Origin of the sequence: Halomonas sp. 7T, from assembly GCF_025643255.1 — a bacterium.
In the GTDB taxonomy this organism is placed as follows: domain Bacteria; phylum Pseudomonadota; class Gammaproteobacteria; order Pseudomonadales; family Halomonadaceae; genus Vreelandella.
Genome location: NZ_CP087112.1, coordinates 747,418 through 769,888, shown reverse-complemented (window position 1 = coordinate 769,888; position 22,471 = coordinate 747,418). Strand labels below are relative to the sequence as shown.

At 53.0% G+C, this 22,471-nt stretch carries 14 protein-coding genes and 1 tRNA gene; 2 read left to right on the top strand and 13 right to left on the bottom strand.

Going from position 1 to position 22,471, the window contains the following annotated elements:
* Positions 1 to 33 precede the first annotated feature (33 nt).
* Entirely contained in the window at positions 34 to 1,419 is a 1,386-nt protein-coding gene (hemN, locus tag LOS15_RS03500; RefSeq protein WP_263068140.1) for an oxygen-independent coproporphyrinogen III oxidase, read from the bottom strand.
* Positions 1,420 to 1,727: 308 nt separating this feature from the next.
* On the opposite strand from hemN, the gene LOS15_RS03495 reads away from it, so the two are divergent.
* On the top strand, positions 1,728 to 2,174 hold the full coding sequence (locus tag LOS15_RS03495) for an Rrf2 family transcriptional regulator (protein ID WP_263068138.1): 447 nt from the start codon (positions 1,728 to 1,730) through the stop codon (positions 2,172 to 2,174).
* 7 nt (positions 2,175 to 2,181) lie between these two features.
* Here the strand turns inward: LOS15_RS03495 and LOS15_RS03490 are convergent, their stop codons facing one another.
* On the bottom strand, positions 2,182 to 3,393 hold the full coding sequence (locus LOS15_RS03490; RefSeq protein WP_263068137.1) for an NnrS family protein: 1,212 nt from the start codon (positions 3,391 to 3,393) through the stop codon (positions 2,182 to 2,184).
* A gap of 231 nt (positions 3,394 to 3,624) precedes the next feature.
* On the opposite strand from LOS15_RS03490, the gene hmpA reads away from it, so the two are divergent.
* Positions 3,625 to 4,797, top strand: a complete 1,173-nt coding sequence (gene hmpA, locus LOS15_RS03485) for an NO-inducible flavohemoprotein (RefSeq protein ID WP_263068136.1) — start codon at positions 3,625 to 3,627, stop codon at positions 4,795 to 4,797.
* A gap of 160 nt (positions 4,798 to 4,957) precedes the next feature.
* Here the strand turns inward: hmpA and LOS15_RS03480 are convergent.
* The 11 genes from LOS15_RS03480 to LOS15_RS03430 all read right to left on the bottom strand — a co-directional run bounded on the left by LOS15_RS03480 (position 4,958) and on the right by LOS15_RS03430 (position 22,405).
* A tRNA-Arg gene (locus LOS15_RS03480) sits at positions 4,958 to 5,034 on the bottom strand.
* Positions 5,035 to 5,085: 51 nt separating this feature from the next.
* The gene (locus LOS15_RS03475) at positions 5,086 to 6,033 is read right to left on the bottom strand and encodes an AEC family transporter (RefSeq protein ID WP_263068135.1); all 948 of its coding nucleotides are present in this window, start codon (positions 6,031 to 6,033) and stop codon (positions 5,086 to 5,088) included.
* Between the two features lie 65 nt (positions 6,034 to 6,098).
* A complete protein-coding gene (locus tag LOS15_RS03470) occupies positions 6,099 to 8,120 on the bottom strand; it encodes a diguanylate cyclase domain-containing protein (protein ID WP_263068134.1) in 2,022 nt (673 codons plus the stop codon).
* 271 nt (positions 8,121 to 8,391) lie between these two features.
* On the bottom strand, positions 8,392 to 8,805 hold the full coding sequence (rnk, locus tag LOS15_RS03465) for a nucleoside diphosphate kinase regulator (protein ID WP_263068132.1): 414 nt from the start codon (positions 8,803 to 8,805) through the stop codon (positions 8,392 to 8,394).
* 107 nt (positions 8,806 to 8,912) lie between these two features.
* On the bottom strand, positions 8,913 to 10,265 hold the full coding sequence (gdhA, locus tag LOS15_RS03460) for an NADP-specific glutamate dehydrogenase (protein ID WP_263068130.1): 1,353 nt from the start codon (positions 10,263 to 10,265) through the stop codon (positions 8,913 to 8,915).
* 339 nt (positions 10,266 to 10,604) lie between these two features.
* On the bottom strand, positions 10,605 to 11,660 hold the full coding sequence (locus tag LOS15_RS03455) for an oxidoreductase (protein ID WP_263068129.1): 1,056 nt from the start codon (positions 11,658 to 11,660) through the stop codon (positions 10,605 to 10,607).
* 75 nt (positions 11,661 to 11,735) lie between these two features.
* Entirely contained in the window at positions 11,736 to 13,580 is a 1,845-nt protein-coding gene (gene ilvD, locus LOS15_RS03450) for a dihydroxy-acid dehydratase (protein ID WP_263069609.1), read from the bottom strand.
* 140 nt (positions 13,581 to 13,720) lie between these two features.
* Positions 13,721 to 15,883 (bottom strand): methyl-accepting chemotaxis protein, encoded by a 2,163-nt coding sequence (locus LOS15_RS03445; protein WP_263068128.1) that lies wholly within the window; start codon positions 15,881 to 15,883, stop codon positions 13,721 to 13,723.
* Positions 15,884 to 16,189: 306 nt separating this feature from the next.
* Positions 16,190 to 18,349, bottom strand: coding sequence for a PAS domain-containing methyl-accepting chemotaxis protein (locus tag LOS15_RS03440; RefSeq protein ID WP_263068127.1), 2,160 nt, complete (start codon positions 18,347 to 18,349; stop codon positions 16,190 to 16,192).
* 186 nt (positions 18,350 to 18,535) lie between these two features.
* Entirely contained in the window at positions 18,536 to 21,013 is a 2,478-nt protein-coding gene (gene lon / locus LOS15_RS03435) for an endopeptidase La (RefSeq protein ID WP_263068126.1), read from the bottom strand.
* Between the two features lie 132 nt (positions 21,014 to 21,145).
* Positions 21,146 to 22,405, bottom strand: a complete 1,260-nt coding sequence (locus tag LOS15_RS03430; RefSeq protein ID WP_263068124.1) for a YdgA family protein — start codon at positions 22,403 to 22,405, stop codon at positions 21,146 to 21,148.
* Positions 22,406 to 22,471 lie beyond the last annotated feature (66 nt).

Genomic DNA, 22,471 nt, shown 5'->3' with positions numbered 1-22,471 from the left:
CCTATTCAAGAAAAGACGACCGTAGACCTGGGGTCATACAGTTCGCGAATAGCGATTTTCAGCCGGCTTCAAGTAAGCATCGAACGCCATCGCTAAATTACGAACCATCAATCGCCCCGCAGGCAGTACTTCTATCTCGTGGTCACGCAAAGCAATAAGACTATCTTCCGCCATCTCCTCCAAACTCGTTAATGCACTTGCAAAGTAAGTGCGAAAGTCGATGCGGTGGCGGGCCTCGATAGCGGCAAACTCAAGGTGCCCATGACACATCAGTGTATTGATGATATCGCGGCGCAGGCAGTCATCGTCGCTAAGCCGGTAGCCTCGGAAAACGGGCAAGCGCCTCTCGTCCAGGCGGTGCTGGTACTGAGCGGTTTCTTTGACGTTCTGACTGTAGGTATCGCCCACTTTCCCTATAGACGTGATACCCAGCCCAATCATGTCGCAGTCGGCTTGGGTGGAGTAACCCTGAAAGTTACGCTGCAGCGTGCCATTTTCACGGGCCAAGCTCAGCTCATCATCCGGCAAGGCGAAGTGATCCATGCCAATGTAGACGTAACCAGCAGCGGTCAGGCGATTGATGGTTAATTCCAGCAGCTCCAGCTTACGCTCCGGCGGCGGCATATCATCGGGGCTTATCAATCGTTGTGCCTTGAACAGCTCGGGTAGATGAGCGTAGCTGTAGGCGGCAATGCGGTCCGGCTGCAGATCGATAATCTTGGCCAGCGTGGTATCGAAACTCGCCACCGTCTGTAGCGGCAGGCCGTAGATTAAGTCCACGCTCACCGATTCAAACCCGGCATCCCGGGCTGCCTTAACCAGCGACACCACCTGCTCTTCGCTCTGCACACGATTGACCGCTTGCTGCACCTCGTGATCAAAATCCTGCACGCCAAAGCTCAACCGATTAAACCCCAGCGCATACAGTTCATAAACCTGCTCTGGGGTTACCGTACGCGGATCAACCTCTAGCGAGAACTCACGCTCGGCAGGCGCCGCAAAATGAAAGGCCTCGTCCAGCGCTGCCATTAACTCGCCTAGCTGGGGATTAGTCAGGTAGGTGGGCGTGCCTCCGCCAAGGTGTAATTGAGTCATCCGCCGAGTGCTATCAAACAGCGCTCCTTGAACGCGAATCTCCTGCTTTAGCCACTGGAGATACTCAGCCGCCCGCTCTGTGTTATGGGTAATAATCTTATTGCAAGCGCAGTAGTAGCAGAGGCTTTTGCAGAAAGGGATATGCACATAGACCGACAGCGGCTTTGGTTCTTCAGCCTGATTACTACGTTCAGCAGCACTGCGGTAGTCATCCTCGGCAAACGCAGCATAAAACTGCGGAGCGGTAGGATAAGAGGTGTAGCGTGGCCCCGGCCTGTCGTACTTTTCTACTAGGGGGCGGTTGAACAACTGCTCATCGAACATAATCGGGAAAGTCCCTGAGAAAGGTCTCTATTTAGATAGTGGGCGCAGCACGCGATGGTTAATATTCATACAATATACGTTTTAAAGCCTCTCTGTCCCTCCCCAGTTAATAGCCCGCTACCGCACCATGACTTAGGTCAAAGAGCGGCAATAAATTGGCGCTTAAAGTACTCGGATATTCGCTGCAACAGCGATAAATCCGTGATACTCCCTCATGCTCTGATTGCAACCTACTGAACATTCATACAATATGCTTTTTATCGCCAGATGACTTATACCTGAATGACCTGCGGAGCAATGTAAACTCCATGCACCTCACTCGATTCACTGATTATTCGATACGCGTATTGATCTTTCTTGCTGCCAAGGGAGAGGAGCGCTCTACTATCCACGAGATTGCCGAAACGTTTGATATTTCACGCAATCATTTAATGAAAATCGTTCAAGAACTTAGCCAAAAACAGTACGTAACGGCTATTCGCGGCAAGAATGGTGGCCTACTGCTGACACGTGACCCCACCACCATCGTGTTAGGGGAGCTGGTGCGGGAGATGGAGCATGACATGGCATTAGTCGAGTGCTTTCATAGCGATAACGCCTGCATCATTACGCCAGCCTGTCGGCTTCAATCGATCCTTACGGATGCATTGTCCGCTTTTCTAGACGTACTCGACCACTACACACTGGCTGATTTACTGGGCAATCAACAACCTCAGTTGGCCCGCCTGATGCGCATCCCCTCCGTTAGCGCTTAATACGCATTTAGCCATCCTGACCGTCGACCCGCGCCTGCATCAACGGCAAGGTGTAATGCGCAAGAAATACGCCATAAGCCAAGCACCATAAGATGATACTGAGGGTATAGACCCAGTGGGTAATCTGAGGAAATAGCGCCAATAGGGGTGCGCGCAGCAAAGCGGCTATTAGCAACAACCCCAGCGCAACGCCAATACCCGGCAGGGTTTTTATTGGCCGGCCGGTATGGCCTAGTGACACCCTGGCCATCATCGCCAGCATCATAACGCCCATCCCACCAACGCTCAGAGCATGAACGGCTAGTTCAGTGCGCATTAGCCCCATCAGCGCTAATACCCACATAACAAGACCCAAGGGGATGAAGGCGTAGCTACCGTGCAACCCCCACAGTAACGGCTCACGCCCGCTATGTAGACCACCCCAGCGCGCCATGCGAAGTGTGTTAGCCAATGCCGCAAACAGCATTACTCCGCCCATTAACAGCGCAGGAACAGCAACGCCCAGCATGATGGCTAACTGCAGCAATACGACGCTCACTGTACTCGCCAACGTAACGCCTTCAAGCAAGGGAATAGGCGCTAGTTTGGGGCGCCCTAAACGGTTGGCGGTAAACATGGCAATCACCCGCCCACCAACCACTGTCATCAAAAGCGTGATCAACAGCACGGCTAAGTAGGCCGCCTGGCGAATCAACTCTGCATCGCCATTCACCCACCCCAGGTGCATTGCCAGGTTCGCCAACGCCAACAGCGCGAGCACCGGGATAAAGATTAAATTGCGCCAACGCTTCGCAGAGATCACCAATTTCGCCATAACGATGGCAACCACCGGCAGAAACGCTAAGTCGACCATTCGTATCAGCCAGCCCGGCAACGCCATGGGAAAAGCCATCAACAGCCGCCCCAATAGCCACAACACGACGAGCGCCAATAGCGGAGCGCCGCTTAAGCTCGGTAACCCAGTCCAGTTGCGCACAGCGGTCAGTAAAAAGCCTGCAACTACCGCCGCCGCAAAGCCAAACAGCATTTCATGCTGATGCCAAAAAATCAGCCCACCATAGGGGCGCAGCAGCATATTGCCGTGCCAGAACGCTAACCAAACCAACATCGATGCCACGCTAAATAGCGCTGCCAAAAGGAAGAAAGGCCGAAATGCCAGGCGCATCAATGGCAGGTGCTTAAGCTTGGGGGCTGGCTGGGATGAGTTGACGGTTGGCATGGCATTATTCCGACTTTTTTGCTTAGAAAGACGATTGTGCGCCTCGCAACCCTTAAAAACTATGACAAGTATCAAAAATACATCTTATAACTTTCAGTAGTCAAGTCGCCCGCTAAGGGCAGTCGCCAATTCAACGTCCCTGTTAATAAAACTCGCTGAAAGTTTGGTATTTGCACCCTTTCGGCATTAAGATGCATTATATATCCATCTTTAATGCCAGCGGAGTTTTTCGTGCTAACACATGAACAGGAAACACTGATCAACGCTACGGCGCCCGTCGTTGCTGAACATCTAGACGCCATTACCCAGCATTTTTACCCGCTGATGTTTACCCGCTATCCCGAGGTAAGACCCCTCTTTAACGAGGCGCATCAGCAAAGTGGTGGGCAACCTCGTGCTTTAGCGAGCGCCGTATTAGCCTATGTAAAACTACGCAGTAATCCTGCAAAGGCACGCGCTACACTGGCGGTTGTGGTCAGCAAGCATGTCTCTTTAGGGATTCTTCCTGAGCAGTACCCCATCGTCGGGGAATGCCTACTCGCAGCGATTGGCGATGTTCTTGGTGATGCCGTAACGCCGGAAATCGCCGATGCTTGGGGAGCGCTATATAACGAGCTTGCCGCCCTACTCATCGACCTTGAAGACCAGCGATACCGTGAGTTTGAGCAGCGTCCAGGCGGTTGGCGGGGCACTCGCCGCTTCAAAATTGCCAGCACCCAGCAGGAGAGTGTCTTAATACGCTCGTTTATTCTCGAACCCGAAGATGGCGGTCCTGTGGCTGACCATGAGCCTGGCCAATATATCGGCGTACGCCTCACCATTAATGGCGAACCCATCTATCGGCATTACAGCTTATCGGATACCCCCAATGGCCGACGCTATCGCATCTCAATCAAACGCGAAGCGGAAGGGCAAGTCAGCCGCCATTTCCATGACGCCCTGCAACCCGGTGATAGCATCGAACTGCTTCCCCCAGCAGGCGACCTGACGCTGATAGAAGGTGACGAACCATTGCTACTTGCCAGCGGAGGTGTTGGCCAAACGCCACTTCTCCCCATGGCGCGGCATGCGCTAGCGCTTGGGCGCCAGGTCGTCTATTTACACGCCGCTTTAGATGCCGATCATCACGCTTTTAATAACGAGCTTGAAGAACTAAAGGCTGCCTACCCTCGCTATTTTCAAGCTGTCAGCATTCATGAAAGAGGGAACCGCGCTGACCATACCGGGCGTATCAACCGCGCTTTATTAGCCGACTACCTGCCTAGCCCGATGGCTCGCTGCTATTTTGTCGGCCCCCAAGGTTTTATGACAGCCATTAATGTCGCTCTGGCTGATCTGGGTGTCAGCGCCGACCGCCGTCACTTTGAACACTTTGGGCCCTCGCGTCCGCTTGAGGCAGCTTAGGAATGGGTAGTTAGGATCACCTACTGAGAGGCTTTTTATGAACGACAGGGATTCCTAGTGAATCCCTGATCAACGTTTACCGGTTTAAAGAATCCAGCAGGAAGACATTGGGGAATTAACGGAAAGGTAAACGAGATATTAGTGAGAACTTGATGCTATATGGCGTCCCTGGCAGGAGTCGAACCTGCGACCTGCCGCTTAGGAGGCGGCTGCTCTATCCTACTGAGCTACAGGGACTTAACGGGCACGTAGTATAGCGTGTTGCGTTACCTCGGCCAACCATAGCGGCTAAATCCACCCTAACAGGCGAAGCGCAAATATACCCAACGTTACCGTCATGCTCGCCATCAGTGTGGTAATGGCGATTATATTCGCCGCTAACACCACATTGCCGTTGATCGCTTTGACCATCACAAAGCTGGCAGCGGCCGTGGGGCTAGCGAAAAATAGGAACAGCAAACCCAACTGCTCCCCAGAGAACCCCACCATCCATGCCGCCCACGTAGAGGCAAAAGGCAGTACGATCATCTTCATGCTGCTTGCACTGAGCGCCACTTGGCTTCCTACGCGAATGCCGGCCACCGAGAGCGTTGCGCCAATACAGATCAATGCCAGGGGTAACGTTAATGAGGCAAAGTAATCGCCAGAAGTGATTACCCAACTGGGCAATGGAAGTGAGAACGCCGTAAATGGCAGCGCTGCAAATACGGAAAGGATAAGTGGATTAGTCACCATATGTTTGAGCATGCTGCGCCAATCGGTTGCTTGTCCGGGCTGGTACGCCGCCAAGGCAATCACAGATAATGCGTTGTACATAATAATGACAACCCCAAGCAGTAAGCTGCCCGCTGAAAGCCCATAGTTACCGTACATGCCTGCCGCTAGCGCTAAGCCCACAACACCACAGTTGCCGCGGAAGGCACCCTGCACATAAATTCCCCTTTCCGCTTTAGGGACTCGGTAATGCGCCCACCCCCAGCTAAATGCGAACTGCGCCAGCGTAGCAATTGCAAAAAAGAGCAGCAGCGACACATCGAGCGCGACGCTCAAATCGGCTTTAACGAGACTTAGGAAGATAAGGGTAGGAAGTGTCGCTTTAAAGACTAATGTTGACGCGGTCGCCACAAAGGCACTATCGATCCATCGCAAACGCTTTAAGCCAATACCCACAAAGACCATCGCAAATACCGGCAGCGTAACGTCCAGTGTGCGGGAAAATAGCGCAAGTAGCTCCACAAGGGCACTCTCAGTCTAATAAGTAGTCACTTATATTCTATCGTTAGCAACGATTTGTCGACATGCTAGTGTTTATCAAACAGCGCGCCTAGGTCCTGCTCCGTTGGCACTCGCAAAACCACACTGTCGCGGCCAAGCCCTTTGGCTTCATAACTTGCGGCGTCTGCACGGGCCAGCGCATCGTCAACGCTGTCATCGCTTTCATCAAAACGCGTGACACCAATACTCAGGGTTACTGTGTACTCTCGTCCCTCCTGATTCACTGTTATTTCACTCACAGATTGACGCAACGCTTCAGCGATCCGCTCTGCTTGCCCAATCGTGCAACTCGGCAGTAAAACAGCAAACTCATCTCCCCCCTGCCGTGCTACATGGTCGCTACGACGTACTTCCCACGCCACCACCTGGGCAATCCGACGCAGCATTTCATCGCCTAGCGCATGTCCGCCTTCATCATTGATAGGCTTAAAGTGGTCAAGATCAAACATGAGCAGTGCCGAGGGCGTGCTGGTTTTCTGAAAATCCGCAAATGCCTCTTCAAGGCGTCGCTCGAAACCGCGGCGATTGAGCAGGCCAGTTAGCGGATCATGCTCTGCCTCCCAGCGCTGCAACGCCTCTTGCTCACGGCGCTCGGTAATATCTTTAACCACGCCGACTAAACCCAATGAATGACCTCCTTGGGAAAGCATGACCACGCGGGCATGGATATCTAACCAAAGCGTTTCGTTATCGTTACGAATAAACCGCAGCTGTCGAACAAAGTCGCTGCCTGATTTCAGGCTATGGCGCCACATATCTCCAGCACCATCCAGGTCATCAGGATGGATTTGCTGCATCCATACTTGCATGGGGGTATTAGGAGAGATACCCAAAATTTCCAGCAGCGCCGGATTCATATAGGTAATCACGCCGCCAAAGTTAGCAACGAACATGCCTTGAGGGGAAGCACTCAGAACTGAATCTAAAAAAGCCTCTCGCTCTTGTAGATTACCGACAAGCTGCTGGCGCTCATCCTCTACCCGATTAAAGGTGGTCGCTACCTGCTGAAGCTCTTGCATTGTCGTTGCCAGCCGCACATGGTCACGACGCCCCCGCCCTACTTCACCAATCTGTCGTTCTAATTGTTTCAAAGGGGTCAGAATACGCGCCAATAGCCACCATAAAAATGGCATCATTAATAACGCCAGGGCAGCCCATATCCACCATAGCTTCTTGATGAAATCAACCAGAGGTTGATGTGCTTGCTCAATGGGTAAAAAGAACCCCACCACCCAACTAGCAGGCCAAATCTGGGCATAGGATTGCAGGCTAAGCCGCCCATCAATTAAATTTCCCACCCCATGCCCTTGCCAGCCGTCAAGCGCTAGCTCAAGCAAAGGATTGCCAGACAAATTCGGAATCGGTGAATTAATTAACGCTCGATTGGGGTGATGCAGAATAATTCCCGTGGAGGTTGCCACGCTAGCAAACCCATCCTCACCTAGTCGCACCTTAGCTAAACGGCCAAATAATCCGCCTGCATCTAGGCTCACTACCCCACCAATAAAGCCATCAAACTCCCCATCGGCGGTTTTTCGAGGCACGCCGACAACCACTAAGGGCATCTTGCTCGCTCGCCCAACAAACGGTTCGCTGACGTAGGGCTGGCGCGTCCCTCGCAACATTTTAAAATACTCAAGTGCCGACGTTTCCAGTCCCTGCCTACCCTCTACGCGGGGCCAATCTGCAATAATACGTCCTTGATTATCCGCAATGACAACGCCCTCAAACCATGCGAGTAATGCATCGTTTTGGCTGAGCGTAGCCTCCAAAGCGTCTGGGTCTTCATGTATATCGAGCGACTGATTTAAACGCTCCAGTGCTTGGAAACGCTGTTCAATCTGCTGGGTCATTTCATCGGCAAGAAGCTGTGTCTCGTAGCGCAAATGCGCCATGTTCGCTTCATGCAGCATCGTTTTACCCACCTGCCATGCCATGCCCAATACCAAAGCCGCCAGCAACAACAGCGCGCAAGAGAGTCCCAGCAATAGCCGGCCTTTTAACGAACGCAATACCGCAAGTTTGTTAACTAAGCGGGCTAAACGCACCAAGCATTCCTTTTACCATTATTTTTCCCTATCTATGTTTCCTAGCATTTAGCAGATCAATATAACGTCGCGTATGAGATTGCTCACCACCACTTGACGACAAAACGTATCAAAAATAGTGAGTAAATGCGCGTTGAATAAATTCAAATTAGTTTATCAAGAAATGATATTAGCGCAATGAAGGCGCGAGCTAACTGCTACAAAAGGTAACTCACGCCCCGGATGCAACCCATTTTTAAACGTGAAATATTGAGAGGCTATCAGCGGATTATTATCGATGAAACTGCTTCTCCCTTTCAGGCTGCCAGAAAATCGCATCAACACGCAGACGCACTTCCGTATTATTGGGCAGCGGCCACTCAATCACATCGCCTATTTTTAGGCCGATTAACGCCGCACCAATAGGCGCCATCACCGAAATCCCGTCGGGCACGCTCTCTAGCGAGTGCGGGTAAACCAGCGTTCGAATCATCTGACGCTCACGGGTCAGATCGGTAAAGCGTATCTGGCTATTCATACTCACTACGTCTTCAGGGATATCCTGGGGGTCGAGCACTTCACCACGCAGCAACTCCTCTTCGAGTAGCTCCGCCACCATTAAATCTTTTTCAGCGGCGTTATCGATCAGACGCTGAAGGCGTTCGGCATCAATACGATTTATGATAATTGGAGGACGCTGCCCCATTCTCACTCTCCTTGGAAAGCAGTAAAAAATTAACCACAAAAAAAGCCCTCCCCTAGAAGGGAAGGACTATGTATTACCACTATATACAGATTAGTATGCAAAAGCGATCAGGTCACACCTTGCTCAATCATAGCGTCTGCCACCTTACGGAAACCTGCAATGTTAGCACCTAATACCAGGTTGCTGGGCTCGCCAAACTCTTCGGCTGTTTCAGCACATTGGCGATGAATATCCGCCATAATTTGCTTCAGCTTGTCATCAACTTTCTCAAGCGGCCACTGCTCCATACTGCTGTTTTGCGCCATTTCCAACTGGCTGGTCGCCACACCACCCGCATTGGCGGCTTTCCCTGGGCCGTAGGCAATCTTAGCTTCTAAGAAACGGTCAACGGCCTCTTTGGTGGAAGGCATATTCGCGCCTTCGCTAACACAGTTAACACCGTTAGCCAGCAAGACATTGGCATCAGCTTCGGTCAGCTCATTTTGAGTTGCACATGGGAAAGCTGCATCGCCCTCAATACGCCATACCGCATGCCCATCCTGAGGATAATCGCGTACCGAAATAAAGTGTGCGTCCGGGTGGTCGTGGAGGTAGTTTTCCAGGGAAACGCGCTGCACTTCTTTTAAGTGCTTGAGTAAGCCTAAATCGATGCCGTTAGGGTCATGAATCGTCCCCGTGGAATCACTGCACGTTACGGGCTTCGCCCCCAGCTCACACAGCTTCTCAATCGTATAGATAGCCACATTGCCCGCACCTGACACCAAACAGGTTTTACCGCGCAGCTCTTCACCCCGAGCGGCCAGCATATTCTGAGCAAAGTAAACCGCACCGTAGCCGGTCGCCTCTTTGCGACCCAATGAGCCGCCCCAGTTAAGTCCTTTGCCGGTCAGCACTCCCTCGTAGCGGCCGGTTAAGCGCTTGTACTGGCCAAACAGGTAGCCAATCTCTCTTGCACCTACACCAATATCGCCGGCTGGCACATCGGAATGCGGCCCAATATGGCGATGAAGCTCTGTCATAAACGACTGACAAAAGCGCATGATTTCGTTGTCAGACTTACCCTTGGGGTCAAAATCCGAGCCACCTTTACCGCCGCCAATCGGCAAACCGGTAAGTGCATTTTTGAAAATCTGCTCAAACCCTAAAAACTTAATGGTTCCTGAGGTGACGCTAGGATGGAAACGCAGACCGCCCTTATATGGCCCTAGCGCGGAATTAAACTGAACACGGTAACCTTTATTTACTTGTACACGCCCGGCGTCATCCACCCAGCTTACACGGAACATAATTTGGCGCTCGGGCTCAACAATGCGCTCGATGATGCTGTGCTGATGGTAATGAGGCGCACGCTCGAACAGCGGACGAAGGCACTCCAGCACTTCTTCTGTGGCCTGATAAAACTCTGACTGTGCAGGGCTACTTTTTGCTAAACGCGTCAGTGTATCGTGGACATAGGGCATAAAAAGACACCATTTGCAGTTTGTAAAATACGTTATTGGCTGGCCAGAGCTTTCACATATTTAACTGCGCGAGCTTAATCCTGCATACCCTATGCCGGTTCGGTATAGGAAAAAAATAGAGCAAAACAGGACTAAAGTCTAAAAAAAATTGCGCAATTCTGGTGCATCTAAATATCCTAATAAACGATTAATAAACGAAAACGCATGGGCTAGCGTTGCTCAATGGTGGCTAAAAGTTCTTCAACTCTCTCTTTCACCCAGCCCAGGCTACGAAACTCAGGGACAGTCGTGCTGTATCCACATAAAAGGCCCAAACCGGCCAGTAAACAGCGCCTCTCGCTACAAATGAGGTTTAAGCGCTATCCAACGCCGCTGCCGATGGCTGTCTAGACCCGCTTCCAGCAGCATCATACTACGCAGTGCATCGTCGATATTGACCGGCAGCGGAGCGCTATCACGTAAGGCGGCCGCAACCCCTTGATAGTAAGCAAGGTAGTTCCCCGGCAGCGTTGGGTGCTCGCGATGCTGAATAGACGCGGACTCGTTTTCATCTTCGTTAAGTGCCAACGTACCAGGAGTATCCACCCCCCAGTGCGGGGAAGGTATTTCGCCATCCTTTAAGCGCTCTTCTTGAGGGTCAAGACCATATTTGGTGTAACTACCTTTGGTGCCGTGGATGCGAAAACGCGGCGTCGGCTCGGCTACCAGCGTACCGGCACTTAAGCACACTCTAAAACCGTCGTACTCCAGCAAACAGAGGAAGTCATCATCCGCTTTGGCACCGTCACGGCGCATGCCTAACTCCAGTAAAATGGCGTTGGGCATCCCAAATAGCTCGCAAACCTGATCCAAAAGGTGCGGGCCTAGGTCGTACCAAATACCGCCACCTGGCGTGGCTTTTTCCCGCCAGCGGTCACGCACTTCAGGGCGAAAGCGATCAAAGCGCGACTCAAACCCCGTCATGCGCCCCAGCGTGCCTTCCTTTAAGAGCGCCTGAATGGTCAGAAAGTCGCTATCCCAGCGGCGGTTGTGAAAGACCGATATCAGCCGCTCTTTATCCACCGCTAGGGCTTTTAACTGTTTTGCCTCTGAGAACGTCACGGTGAATGGCTTATCGACCACGACATGCTTACCCGCTAAGAGTGCCGCTTTGGCTAAGGGGAAGTGGGTATCGTTCGGGGTGGGAATCACAATGAGATCAAGGTCTGGATGCCTACATAGCGCCAGCGCTTGGCTTTCTATTTCCACATTGGGCAGACCCGCCTTCACCTTGGCCGCATCGCTTGAGGAAACCGCCACTAGATCCAACCCTTCCGTCGCTTGAATCAGCGGGGCATGGAAGGTCTTGCTTGCGAAGCCATAGCCAACAAGGCCAACGTTGATGATCGCCTTCATTACAATCCTTAGTCGATTTGACGGTTCACGGTTGGCAAAAAAACAGCCCGTACGAGACGGGCTGTTATGACGCAATTAATCCAGCTTGGAGAGGTCGCGCACCGCGCCTTTATCAGCGGAAGTGGCGAGCAGCGCATAGGCTTTTAGCGCGGGAGTCACCTTGCGCGGGCGCTGTTCAACCGGCTTCCAGGCGTCTTTGCCCTTAGCGTCCATGGCTTCCCGGCGCTTGGCCAGCTCTGCATCACTGAGCTGTACGTTGATGGTGCGGTTAGGAATATCAATCAAGATGGTATCGCCTTGCTCGACCAAACCAATCGCGCCACCTGCCGCCGCTTCTGGAGAGACGTGGCCAATCGAGAGACCTGATGTACCGCCGGAGAAACGGCCATCGGTGAGCAGCGCACAAGCCTTACCCAAGCCTTTCGATTTCAAGTAGGAGGTCGGGTACAGCATCTCCTGCATGCCGGGGCCACCTTTGGGGCCTTCGTAGCGAATGACGACCACATCACCCTCTTTCACCTTGCCATCTAATACGTTGGCAACGGCTTGGTCTTGAGACTCCACCACGTGGGCTTTGCCCTCAAACACTAGAATGGAGTCATCAACGCCTGCGGTTTTCACGACGCAACCATCAAGCGCGATATTGCCATACAGCACGGCCAAGCCGCCTTCGCGGGAGAACGCATGCTCCAAATCACGGATACAGCCAGTCGCGCGGTCGCCATCGAGACTTGGCCAGCGAGTGCTTTGCGAAAACGCCGTTTGAGTGGGCACGCCACCGGGGCCTGCTTTAAAGAACTCCACCACCTCTGCGCTTGGCGAACGCATGATATCCCACTCCTCCAGCGCCGCTTTCAAGCTGTCGCCGTAGACGGTGGGAACCGAGGTATCCAGCACGCCTGCTCGGTCGAGTTCACCCAAAATCGCCATGATGCCGCCTGCGCGGTGCACATCTTCAATATGGTACTTCTGGGTATTGGGGGCCACTTTACATAGCTGCGGCACTTCACGGGAAAGGCGGTCAATATCCGACATGGAGAAGTCGACTTCCGCCTCTTGCGCCGCCGCTAGCAGGTGCAAAATCGTATTGGTCGAGCCACCCATAGCAATGTCGAGCGTCATGGCGTTTTTAAACGCCGCCTTATTACCAATCGCACGGGGCAACAGGTGAGCCTCTTCACCTTCGTAGAAACGTTTAGCGAGTTCGACAATGCGGTGGCCGGCATTTTCAAACAGTCGACGACGGTCTGAGTGGGTGGCCAGCACGGTGCCGTTACCCGGCAGCGCCAGTCCCAGCGCTTCCATTAAGCAGTTCATGGAGTTGGCGGTAAACATACCCGAACAGCTGCCACAGGTGGGGCACGCACTGCGCTCGACTTCGGCCAGGGTTTCATCATCGACGCTATCGTCGGCGGCCATCACCATGGCATCGACAAGATCGAGGCCATGATCGAGCAGCTTCGTTTTACCCGCTTCCATGGGGCCACCGGAAACAAAAATCACCGGAATATTGAGACGCATAGCCGCCATCAGCATTCCGGGAGTAATTTTGTCGCAGTTAGAAATGCACACCAATGCATCGGCACAGTGGGCGTTGCACATATACTCGACGCTATCTGCAATGATGTCGCGGCTAGGCAGCGAGTAAAGCATGCCGTCGTGGCCCATCGCGATGCCGTCATCTACCGCAATCGTATTGAACTCTTTAGCAACACCGCCTGCTTTTTCGATTTCACGGGCAACGAGCTGCCCCATATCCTTTAAGTGAACGTGACCCGGTACAAACTGAGTAAACGAGTTAGCCACTGCAATAATGGGCTTATGGAAGTCGTCATCTTTCATACCCGTAGCACGCCAAAGGGCACGGGCACCGGCCATATTACGGCCAGCAGTGGTAGTACGGGAGCGATACTCAGGCATGGTGTCCTCTACATCTTTATCATGGCCTGCCGCAGACTTGGCGGCAGGTAGTTGAATCCAGCGGTTTTTAGATTGTGGCATGAGCGCCCCGCCGAGACTAGATATAGAGGACAACCAAAGCGCATAAGGCCGCCTAGCGGCTAGAAGGTTTCCCACTCCTCTTCCGTGGCAGCCGTTGACGGCCGTTGTTTAGGCAGTGGCTGGGACCCCGTTTGCTGATCACGCTGTAGCGGTAGGCTAGGCGATTGAGCATCGTGGCGCTGCAAGCGCAGTCGCGCCGTTTCACTGCTCTCCTCTTCTGCCCCCTCTAGCCGGAAGGCAGCAATAACATTGGCCAAGTCCTTTGCTTCATTCGTTAACTGCTGCGCCGCACTGGAGATTGACTGCAACTTGCCAGCATTCTGCTGAGTGACGTGATCCATCTCAGAGACCGCCGTATTAATTTGCGCAATGCCACTACTTTGCTCATCTGAGGCGGTGCTAATCTCTTCCATAATGTCGCTGACCCGCATCACCTGTTTGACGACCTGCTCAATGGCCTGTTCGGCCTCCTTCACAGCGTCAGCGCCACCGGCAATTTCCTGGGAAGAAGTATCGATCAGACGGCGGATTTCACCCGCGGCATCAGCACTGCGGCCTGCCAAGTTACGCACCTCATTGGCCACTACGGCAAAGCCGCGACCCTGCTCGCCTGCTCTGGCAGCTTCAACGGAGGCATTCAATGCCAGAATATTGGTTTGGAAGGCAATGCCGTCAATCACCGTAATAATATCGTTCATCTTATCGGCGCTCGCGGCAATGCGTTCCATGCGCTCCACCAGTGCCTGCATACGTTCGCCTGTTTCACGACTGGTCGTGGCGTTTTGCATGGCGAGCTGATTGGCCTGACGCGCATTTTCGGTGTTCTGCTGCACCGTCGCGGTCATTTGATCCATGCTGGAAGCGGTTTGTTGCAACGAAGAAGCTTGCTGCTCAGTACGAGACGCCAGCTCCTCATTTTGCTGTTTGATATGCTCCGAGGCGGGCGTCACAACGTCTACCTTATTACCCACTTCGGTAATTAACCCCGACAGACTCGCCCGCATCGTTTCCAGTGACGCCAGCAGTTCACCTAGCTCGTCATCACGCTTGAGGGTCACCCGGTTGGCAAGATTGCCCGCTGCAATTTGGAACGTGACTCGGCGGGCCTCACTAAGTGACCTCAGCAGTGACTTCAGAACAGCGACACTCAGCCAAACCATCACCACAATGCCGAATAAAAGAACGCCTAACTGCCCCCACAGCAAGTTTTTTTGCTGACGCTCGGCACTCTCCATCAAGCTCTGGGCAGCCAATCGCTCCTGATCAACTAATACATTAACAGTCGCGCTAATACTTTCAGAAGTAGGTTGAACAATATTGTTAAAGGCCTCAAAAGCGGCGAAACCGTTGCCATCACGAATAGCGGTGTAAGCATCGTCAGTACCCGCTAAAAAAGTATCAATATGAGCGGCGAGCCCTTGCTGAAAACTACTGGCATGGCTGCGCTGCTGTGAAAACGCTTGCCACGTTTGACCCATATCTGCGCTGAGGCTAGTGACTTGCTCTTCAAGCAGCGCTAAATCGGCACGGCGTGGGTTACGCACGGCAGGCTCTAACGCTTGCAGCAGCTGCCCCGTGCGCTGCTCAAGCTGCTGCAAAATAGCGATACCCTCAAGCCCTGTTTGGTTTAGCGTGCGTAACCTCTCTGACGAGCTGGTTAATCCATAAACACCAGCAGCGCCTGCCACTATCAGTAGCGCGATAGCCGCAACCACCATACCCATCAGCTTGGCCTGCATGCTGCTAAAGCTGAACCGCTGCACCCAACCACGCAGCCCAGCACGACGCAATGCACCATTATGGAGCCTAAAACCTCGACCGCGCCCTTGCTGCATAGCGATATAGCCCCTGGTAGCGCGAGCAATAGATTTTGGCCCCGCTTTACGGCGGATCGCCGTATAACCGGCCACGCGATCGCCATCCAGCAACGGTGCTACCGTGGTGTCCACCCAGTAGGTATCGCCATTTTTACAGCGATTTTTAAGCACTCCTTGCCAGGTTTTCCCTTTACCGATGGTGTCCCACATGTTTTTGAATACCAAAGAGGGAATTTCTGGATCACGAAAAACACTATGGGGCTCACCTATTAACTCTGCCTGCGAGTAACCACTAACATCGATAAATGTCTGGTTCACGTAGGAGATATTCCCCTGGAGATCAGAGCGGGAGATCAGTACTTCATCATCAGCAAGTTCAAAGGTTGCCTGGGCAATTATGCTCATTAAAATTCCCTACTTTTTTTTATGACAGGTTCGATACATCGCTTGGCAATGCGACCCGTATTACGCTAATGGATATAGAAAGCCGATGTGAGTGGTGCACATACCTAGCACGCATGGCTCTGTTTAAAGAGCGGTTTTCAAAAAACTCACAGCTACTTTTAGCGTAATACCTTGCATAAAATATGCCACCCGAAAGTGGCATTAACGTAGTTGATGTCCTAAGCACAAAGGTCTTAAGCACAAAGCACTAGTTTCAAATTACTCGTCGAGGCGCCTCTTGCAAACGGTAAGCTGCCTATCCAAAGCTTAAAATCTTTCCCAGCTCTGCGTATCTTGGGCGTGGTTAGACGCTGTCGAGGATGCGGTGGCAGGCAAACTAAGTGATGCTTTGCGCAGCGCCTGGTTAACATGGTTGAGTTTTTCACGGGCAGCTTGAACGCTTTCGTCCTGAGCACCTTCTAACCGGAACGCGTCAACAACGTTAGCTAGCTCAAACGCTTCTATGGCTAAGTTATCCGCCGAGGCAGCAATGCTCTGTACCTTCGTGGCATTCTGCTGCGTAACGTTATCCATTTCGGCAATCGCTGAATTGATCTGGCCGATGCCGCTGCTCTGCTCGCTGGAAGCCGTACTAATCGACTCCATCAACTCACTGACACGGCTCACCTGCTGCATAACGTTTTCAATCGCTTGCTCTGCTTGCTCAACGGCGCTACGCCCGCCGCTGACTTCCTCGGTGGTGCTATCAATCATCTTACGAATTTCTTTTGAAGCATCCGCACTTCGGCTGGCCAGCGTACGTACTTCGCTGGCGACAACCGCAAATCCACGGCCATGCTCACCCGCACGCGCCGCCTCAACAGAGGCATTCAGTGCCAAAATATTGGTTTGAAACGCAATACCGTCGATCACGCCGATCATTTCGGTCATTTTATCGGCCCGCTGAGCGATACGCTGCATCCGCTCGACCAACTGCACCATTTGCTCGCGGGTGCCCCGGGTACTCACTGCATTCTGCGCAGCAAGCTCTGTAGCCTGTCGGGCATTTTCAGTATTCTGCTGAACCGTCGAGGTCATTTCTTCCATACTAGACGCCGTTTGCTGAAGCGAAGACGCCTGCTGCTCGGTGCGCGACGCAAGCTCTTCATTTTCAGCGGCAATCTGCTGCACCGCAGGCGTCACCACTGAGACGCGATTTTCAACATCGCCGACAATACTCGCCAGGCTAAAGCGCATGGTGTCCAGAGAGTAGAGCAACTCGCCTAGCTCATCATTTGTCTCGCGACGTTCTCGCGCCGCTAGATTGCCCGCCGCAATTTGAAACGTCATATGGCGTGCGCCCGCCAAGCTGCGAAATACGGATTTAAGAATGACAAAGCTTAGCCCTACCATCACTAACAGCCCTATCACCATTAGTACGACCTGCGCCATCAGCATTTTCTGGCGCCCTTGCTGCGCTTCAGAGACGAGCGTTTCGGCATGCTGACGCTCTTGACTAACGAGCTGGCTGCTCGCTTCGCGAAGCACATCAGTGGTGGGCTGAACGCTGTCATTAAACGCTTCAAATGCTGCAAATCCATTGGCATCTATGATGGCCGCTAGCGCACTATCCACGCCGTTGCGCCAAGTAGTCAACGCTGACTCAAACGCTTGCACGCTTTCGTCATCCGAATCATCCTGGGCACGGTACGCACTCCACAAGGCGTCGACACCTTGAGTATGCTCATTCAATGAGATGGCCGTAGCCTCGATATCGACACGCCTTGGATTACGTACCGCTGGCTCAATGACTTCAACCGCCTGCCCAATATGTCGCTCGATACGCTGCAAATTCGCCACGGCTTCAAGGCCAGAACGGTTTAGCGTTTCCAAGCGCTCACCGGACTGTATTAGCCCGTACATTCCCAACCCACCGGCCAACGCGAGCAGAGCCAACGCGGCAATGACCATGCCGGTCAGCTTGGCTTTTAAGCTCGTTAGCTGAAAACGGGCAAAAATACCGCCGATCCCTCGACGCTTTAGTTGGCCTTCTGAAAGTGCGTAACGGCGCGACTTACCCTTCTCACGAATCTCGGCGTACACTCTTTCGGCCAGGGCAATGCGCTTAGGCGATGCTCTACGCCGTAACGAGGTATAACCAACAATCCGATCACCATCCCTTAGCGGTGCAACCGTCGCATTGACCCAGTAGTGATCGCCGTTTTGACGACGGTTTTTCACCGTACCCTGCCACGTCTTGCCAGAATGGATGGTTTTCCAAAAATCAGCATAGGCCGCTTCTGGCATATCGGGGTGGCGAATCAGATTGTGAGGCGCGCCCATCAACTCATCCCGCGTATAGCCGCTCACCTCCACAAACGCAGCGTTTGCGTAAGTCACATTGCCTTTTAAGTCAGAACGAGAAATTAACACCGTTTCGTCGTCCAGCGCGTATTCACGTTGCGTGATAGGTTGGTTATTGCGCATTCAGGGGTTCCCAGGGTTGTAATTTAGAAACTGCTGAAAGCTTTACCGCGAATCAGAAGCCCTTTTATATTGGCGGATATTATCCTTTCTCCCCGCTTAATTTAACTAGTAAACAAATGTAAAAAAGCGCCATTCTTTATAGAATGGCGCTTGATTTAAACGGTCGAATTATAGATTAAATGTTAGCTAGCTAAACACTACGTTAGCGACATCACGGTAACGGTTAGCAAAATGCACCGTCATTCCCTCTTTTAAGTAGTCGGGCAGCTCTTCGTAATCGCGACGATTGGCTTCCGGCAGAATGACTTCGAAGATATCGCTACGCCGTGCGGCGATAATTTTTTCACGGATTCCTCCTACGGGAAGCACCTGCCCCGTTAGCGTTAGCTCACCTGTCATGGCGAGCGGCCGCGTAATTGCCTGATGCTTAGCCAGGGAAAGCAGCGCAGTCGTCATTGTAACCCCAGCAGAAGGGCCGTCTTTCGGCGTGGCACCTTCGGGTACGTGAAGGTGCACAAACGCTGAGTCGAAGAAGTCCGCATCAGCGCCGTACTCAGCCAGATGGCCCAGCGTATAGCTATAGGCAATATTGGCGGACTCTTTCATCACATCGCCCAGTTTACCGGTGAGCTTAAACCCACGGTCTAGAGCATGCACTTTACCGGCTTCAATCGGTAGCGTAGCGCCCCCCATCGATGTCCAGGCAAGCCCGGTGACCACCCCCTCACCTTTAAGCACTTTCTCTTTCCGGAATAGGGGCGCACCTAAAAACTCTTCCAGGTTTTTAACCGAAATTTTAACTGTTTCAACTTGCTCTTCTAACAACTTAACCGCCGCTTTACGCACAATACGGTGCAGCTGCTTTTCCAACTGACGTACCCCTGCTTCGCGGGCGTAGCCATCAATTACCTGTTTAAGCGCAGCATCCGTTAAATTAATACGCTTTTTAGGCAAGTTATCGCGCTTAAGCAATTTAGGCCAAAGATGGTGTTTGGCAATTTGCAGCTTCTCTTCAGCGATATAGCCTGACAGGCGTATCTGTTCCATCCGGTCTAACAGCGGGGCTGGAATGCTGTCCAGGGTATTCGCCGTGCATACAAACAAAACTTTAGAAAGATCCATCCGCACATCAAGGTAGTGATCAAGAAAATCAACGTTTTGCTCAGGGTCCAGCACCTCTAGCAGTGCCGAAGCGGGGTCACCCTGGAAGGATTGACCAAGTTTGTCGATCTCATCCAGCATAATCACTGGGTTTTCAACTTCCACTTCTTTAAAGGCCTGGACCAGCTTGCCGGGCATGGCGCCAACATAGGTGCGCCGATGCCCCTTGATCTCGGCCTCATCGCGCATGCCCCCCACGGAAAAGCGGTAAAACTCGCGGCCCAGCGCTTCAGCAATCGAGCGTCCAATCGAGGTTTTACCCACTCCAGGCGGGCCAACCAGCAGCACGATAGAACCACCCACATCGCCTTTAAACGTGCCCTCAGCCAAAAACTCGATGATCCGCTCTTTCACATCTTTCAAGCCATCGTGGTCACGGTCTAACACTTCACGGGCATGGGCCAAGTCCAGTTTATCCTGGCTGGTGACTCCCCAGGGCAGTGAAGTTAGCCAATCCAGATAGTTGCGTGTCGTTCCATACTCTGGCGAGCCGGTTTCCAACACGCTGAGCTTATTGAGCTCATCATCGATGCGCGCTTGCACCCGCTCGGGCACCACCAGCGATTCCAAACGGTTTCTAAAGGTGTCGACATCGTTTTCGCGGTCATCTTTTGAGATGCCCAGCTCGCGCTGAATGACCTTCAGCTGCTCACGCAGGAAGAATTCCCGCTGACGCTCCTGCATCTGCGCATTCACCTGCTCGCTGATCTCGCCCTGCAGTAGCGCCACGTCAATTTCCTTACGCAGCAGCGGCAGCACTTTTTGCATACGCTCTTCTACTGAAAGGGTGGCCAGCACGTCCTGAAGCTCAGGGCCTTTCGCGGAGGTAATCGCTGCGGCAAAATCGGTCAACGGCCCCGGCTGGTGGGGGCTAAAGCGGTTGAGATAGTGTTTTAACTCTTCGCCATATAGCGGATTAATCGGCAGCAGCTCCTTGATGCCGTTGATAATTGCCATGGCATAAGCGCGGGTTTCTTCATTCTCCGCGTCAACCGGCTCTTTGGGGTAAGTCACTTCAACTAAATAGGGCGGCTCTTTGGAAAGCCAGCGAGTAATTTTAAAACGCTGTAGCCCCTGGGCGATAAACTGGATCTGCTGATCCTCGCTCTTCAGCTTATGCACCTTAACGGCAGTCCCAATCGCGGGAAAACGCTCATGGTCAAGCGAATCCACGCCCTGCTCACCGACAAACGCAACCCCAATGGTGTGATGAGGCGTGTTGCCCACCCGGCGCATGGTCTCTTCCCAACGCTCGCGGTTAATCACCAACGGCTGAACTTGGGCAGGAAAAAAGGGACGATTGTGAATCGGCAGCAGGTAAATACGCTCTGGCAGCATATCACTCGCAGGCACCAGCGAGTTAATTCGCTCGCCATCGGAGCGGAGCTCTTCATTGGCAGAGATATCTTCACTATTAGAGGACGATTCGTGGGCCTCTTGTGGCTCCTCATCGGTTAGCCAATCTAGATGTTCGTCATCGCGGTCGTAATCTTGGTCGCTCATGCGCCCTCCAATCCACAGTAACCAGCAACAGTGACTAAGCACTGACGCTGCTTGATATAACCTGTGGGATGCGGGCAGAGAGCTAAAACTTCAACCCTTTACGACGGTTTACGCGGCTTTTTGCTAAGACCACTAGGGTGATGGCCATAACGCTGGCATGGGACGTCCATTAACCCGCCATACACCGCGCACCACATCAAACTGTAGCTCACGGGTGCCGAGTGGCAAGCCTAACCAGAGTGCCGCTACGGTAGGCGCATCGCGCCATATGAAATCGCCATCAATACGCTCAACCCAACGAGCACGCTCCTCAGGCTTTTCCAGGGCAGCGATACTTAAGTCCTCCAAATCGCGACCATCGAAAAACAGCGCACCGTCTGCCTCAACGCTCAGCCCCAGCAACGGACTATCTATCACGATAGCCGGCACATCCAAGCGGGGGGAATCGCTTAACACCTGCAGTAGATGCGGCTCTAAACGGGCCAGCAGCCCCTCTGCCATGGGCAGGCTTGCATCTCCCCAGGCAGCCTCCTGCCGCAACCGCCGAATCGTCTCGCGTACGGCATCTGCATTAAGGCGTGACAGCTCTGCTTCTACTCTGCCGCTAAACAGGGACGTTTCGGGGGCTTCACTGGGCACTCGAACGTCACCCACAATAAGTTCACCTTTAAGGCGCAGCTCACTCTCGTCAAGCACCATGTAACTATGCACATCCAGGGGTTCCACCTGGATATCATAGGCGGGATAGTTGAGCGCTAGGTGTTCAATATGCAGATGGTCGCGCTGGGCAAAATGGTAGGCATCGTCAATATAGGTATAGCGGCTTTCCAGCACGCTAGGGCCCAAAGAGAGCTGCGCCAACCCGTCGGTTAAGGTCAGCTGATCCAATAGCACCCGGGTGCGCCAGTCACCAAATACGCCTTCTAGGCGGACGCGCGCGCCGCGCACCTCCAGCTCTCGGCCATTTTGTTGAATGACAAACGGAGCCAGCGCTAAACGCAGTTCGCTATAACCGCTCAGCGTGTGATAGCGCCCCTGCCAGCGCGGCACCGAAGGCGCTGACACTTCACCGAGGGCTTTCTGTAGAACGCTGTCTAAACGCGGCAGCAGGGTGCCTTCTACATCCGTACTTAAAATACCGTGGCGTGCTCGGTAGTTGAGCTCTAGACGCCAGGGACGGCCAAGCAGCGGCGACAGCAGCAAACTTCCTTTTGAGGTCAGCCACCCTTGGCGACTTTCCGTACGGCTCACCCGCCACTCCCCGCGCGCCTCTAGATCTTCGAGCGCCTGGCGAAGGCTGCGCTCAAACAGTACGCTTGACAGCAGTTGAGCCACCATCCAAGCAACGGCGATAACGGCGAGAATCGGAGCAATTAGACGTTCCTTGCGCATGCCCTCTCCTTTGACAGCCCAAAATGGCCAGTGGAGCCAGCGTTACCTAACGGGTTATACAAACAA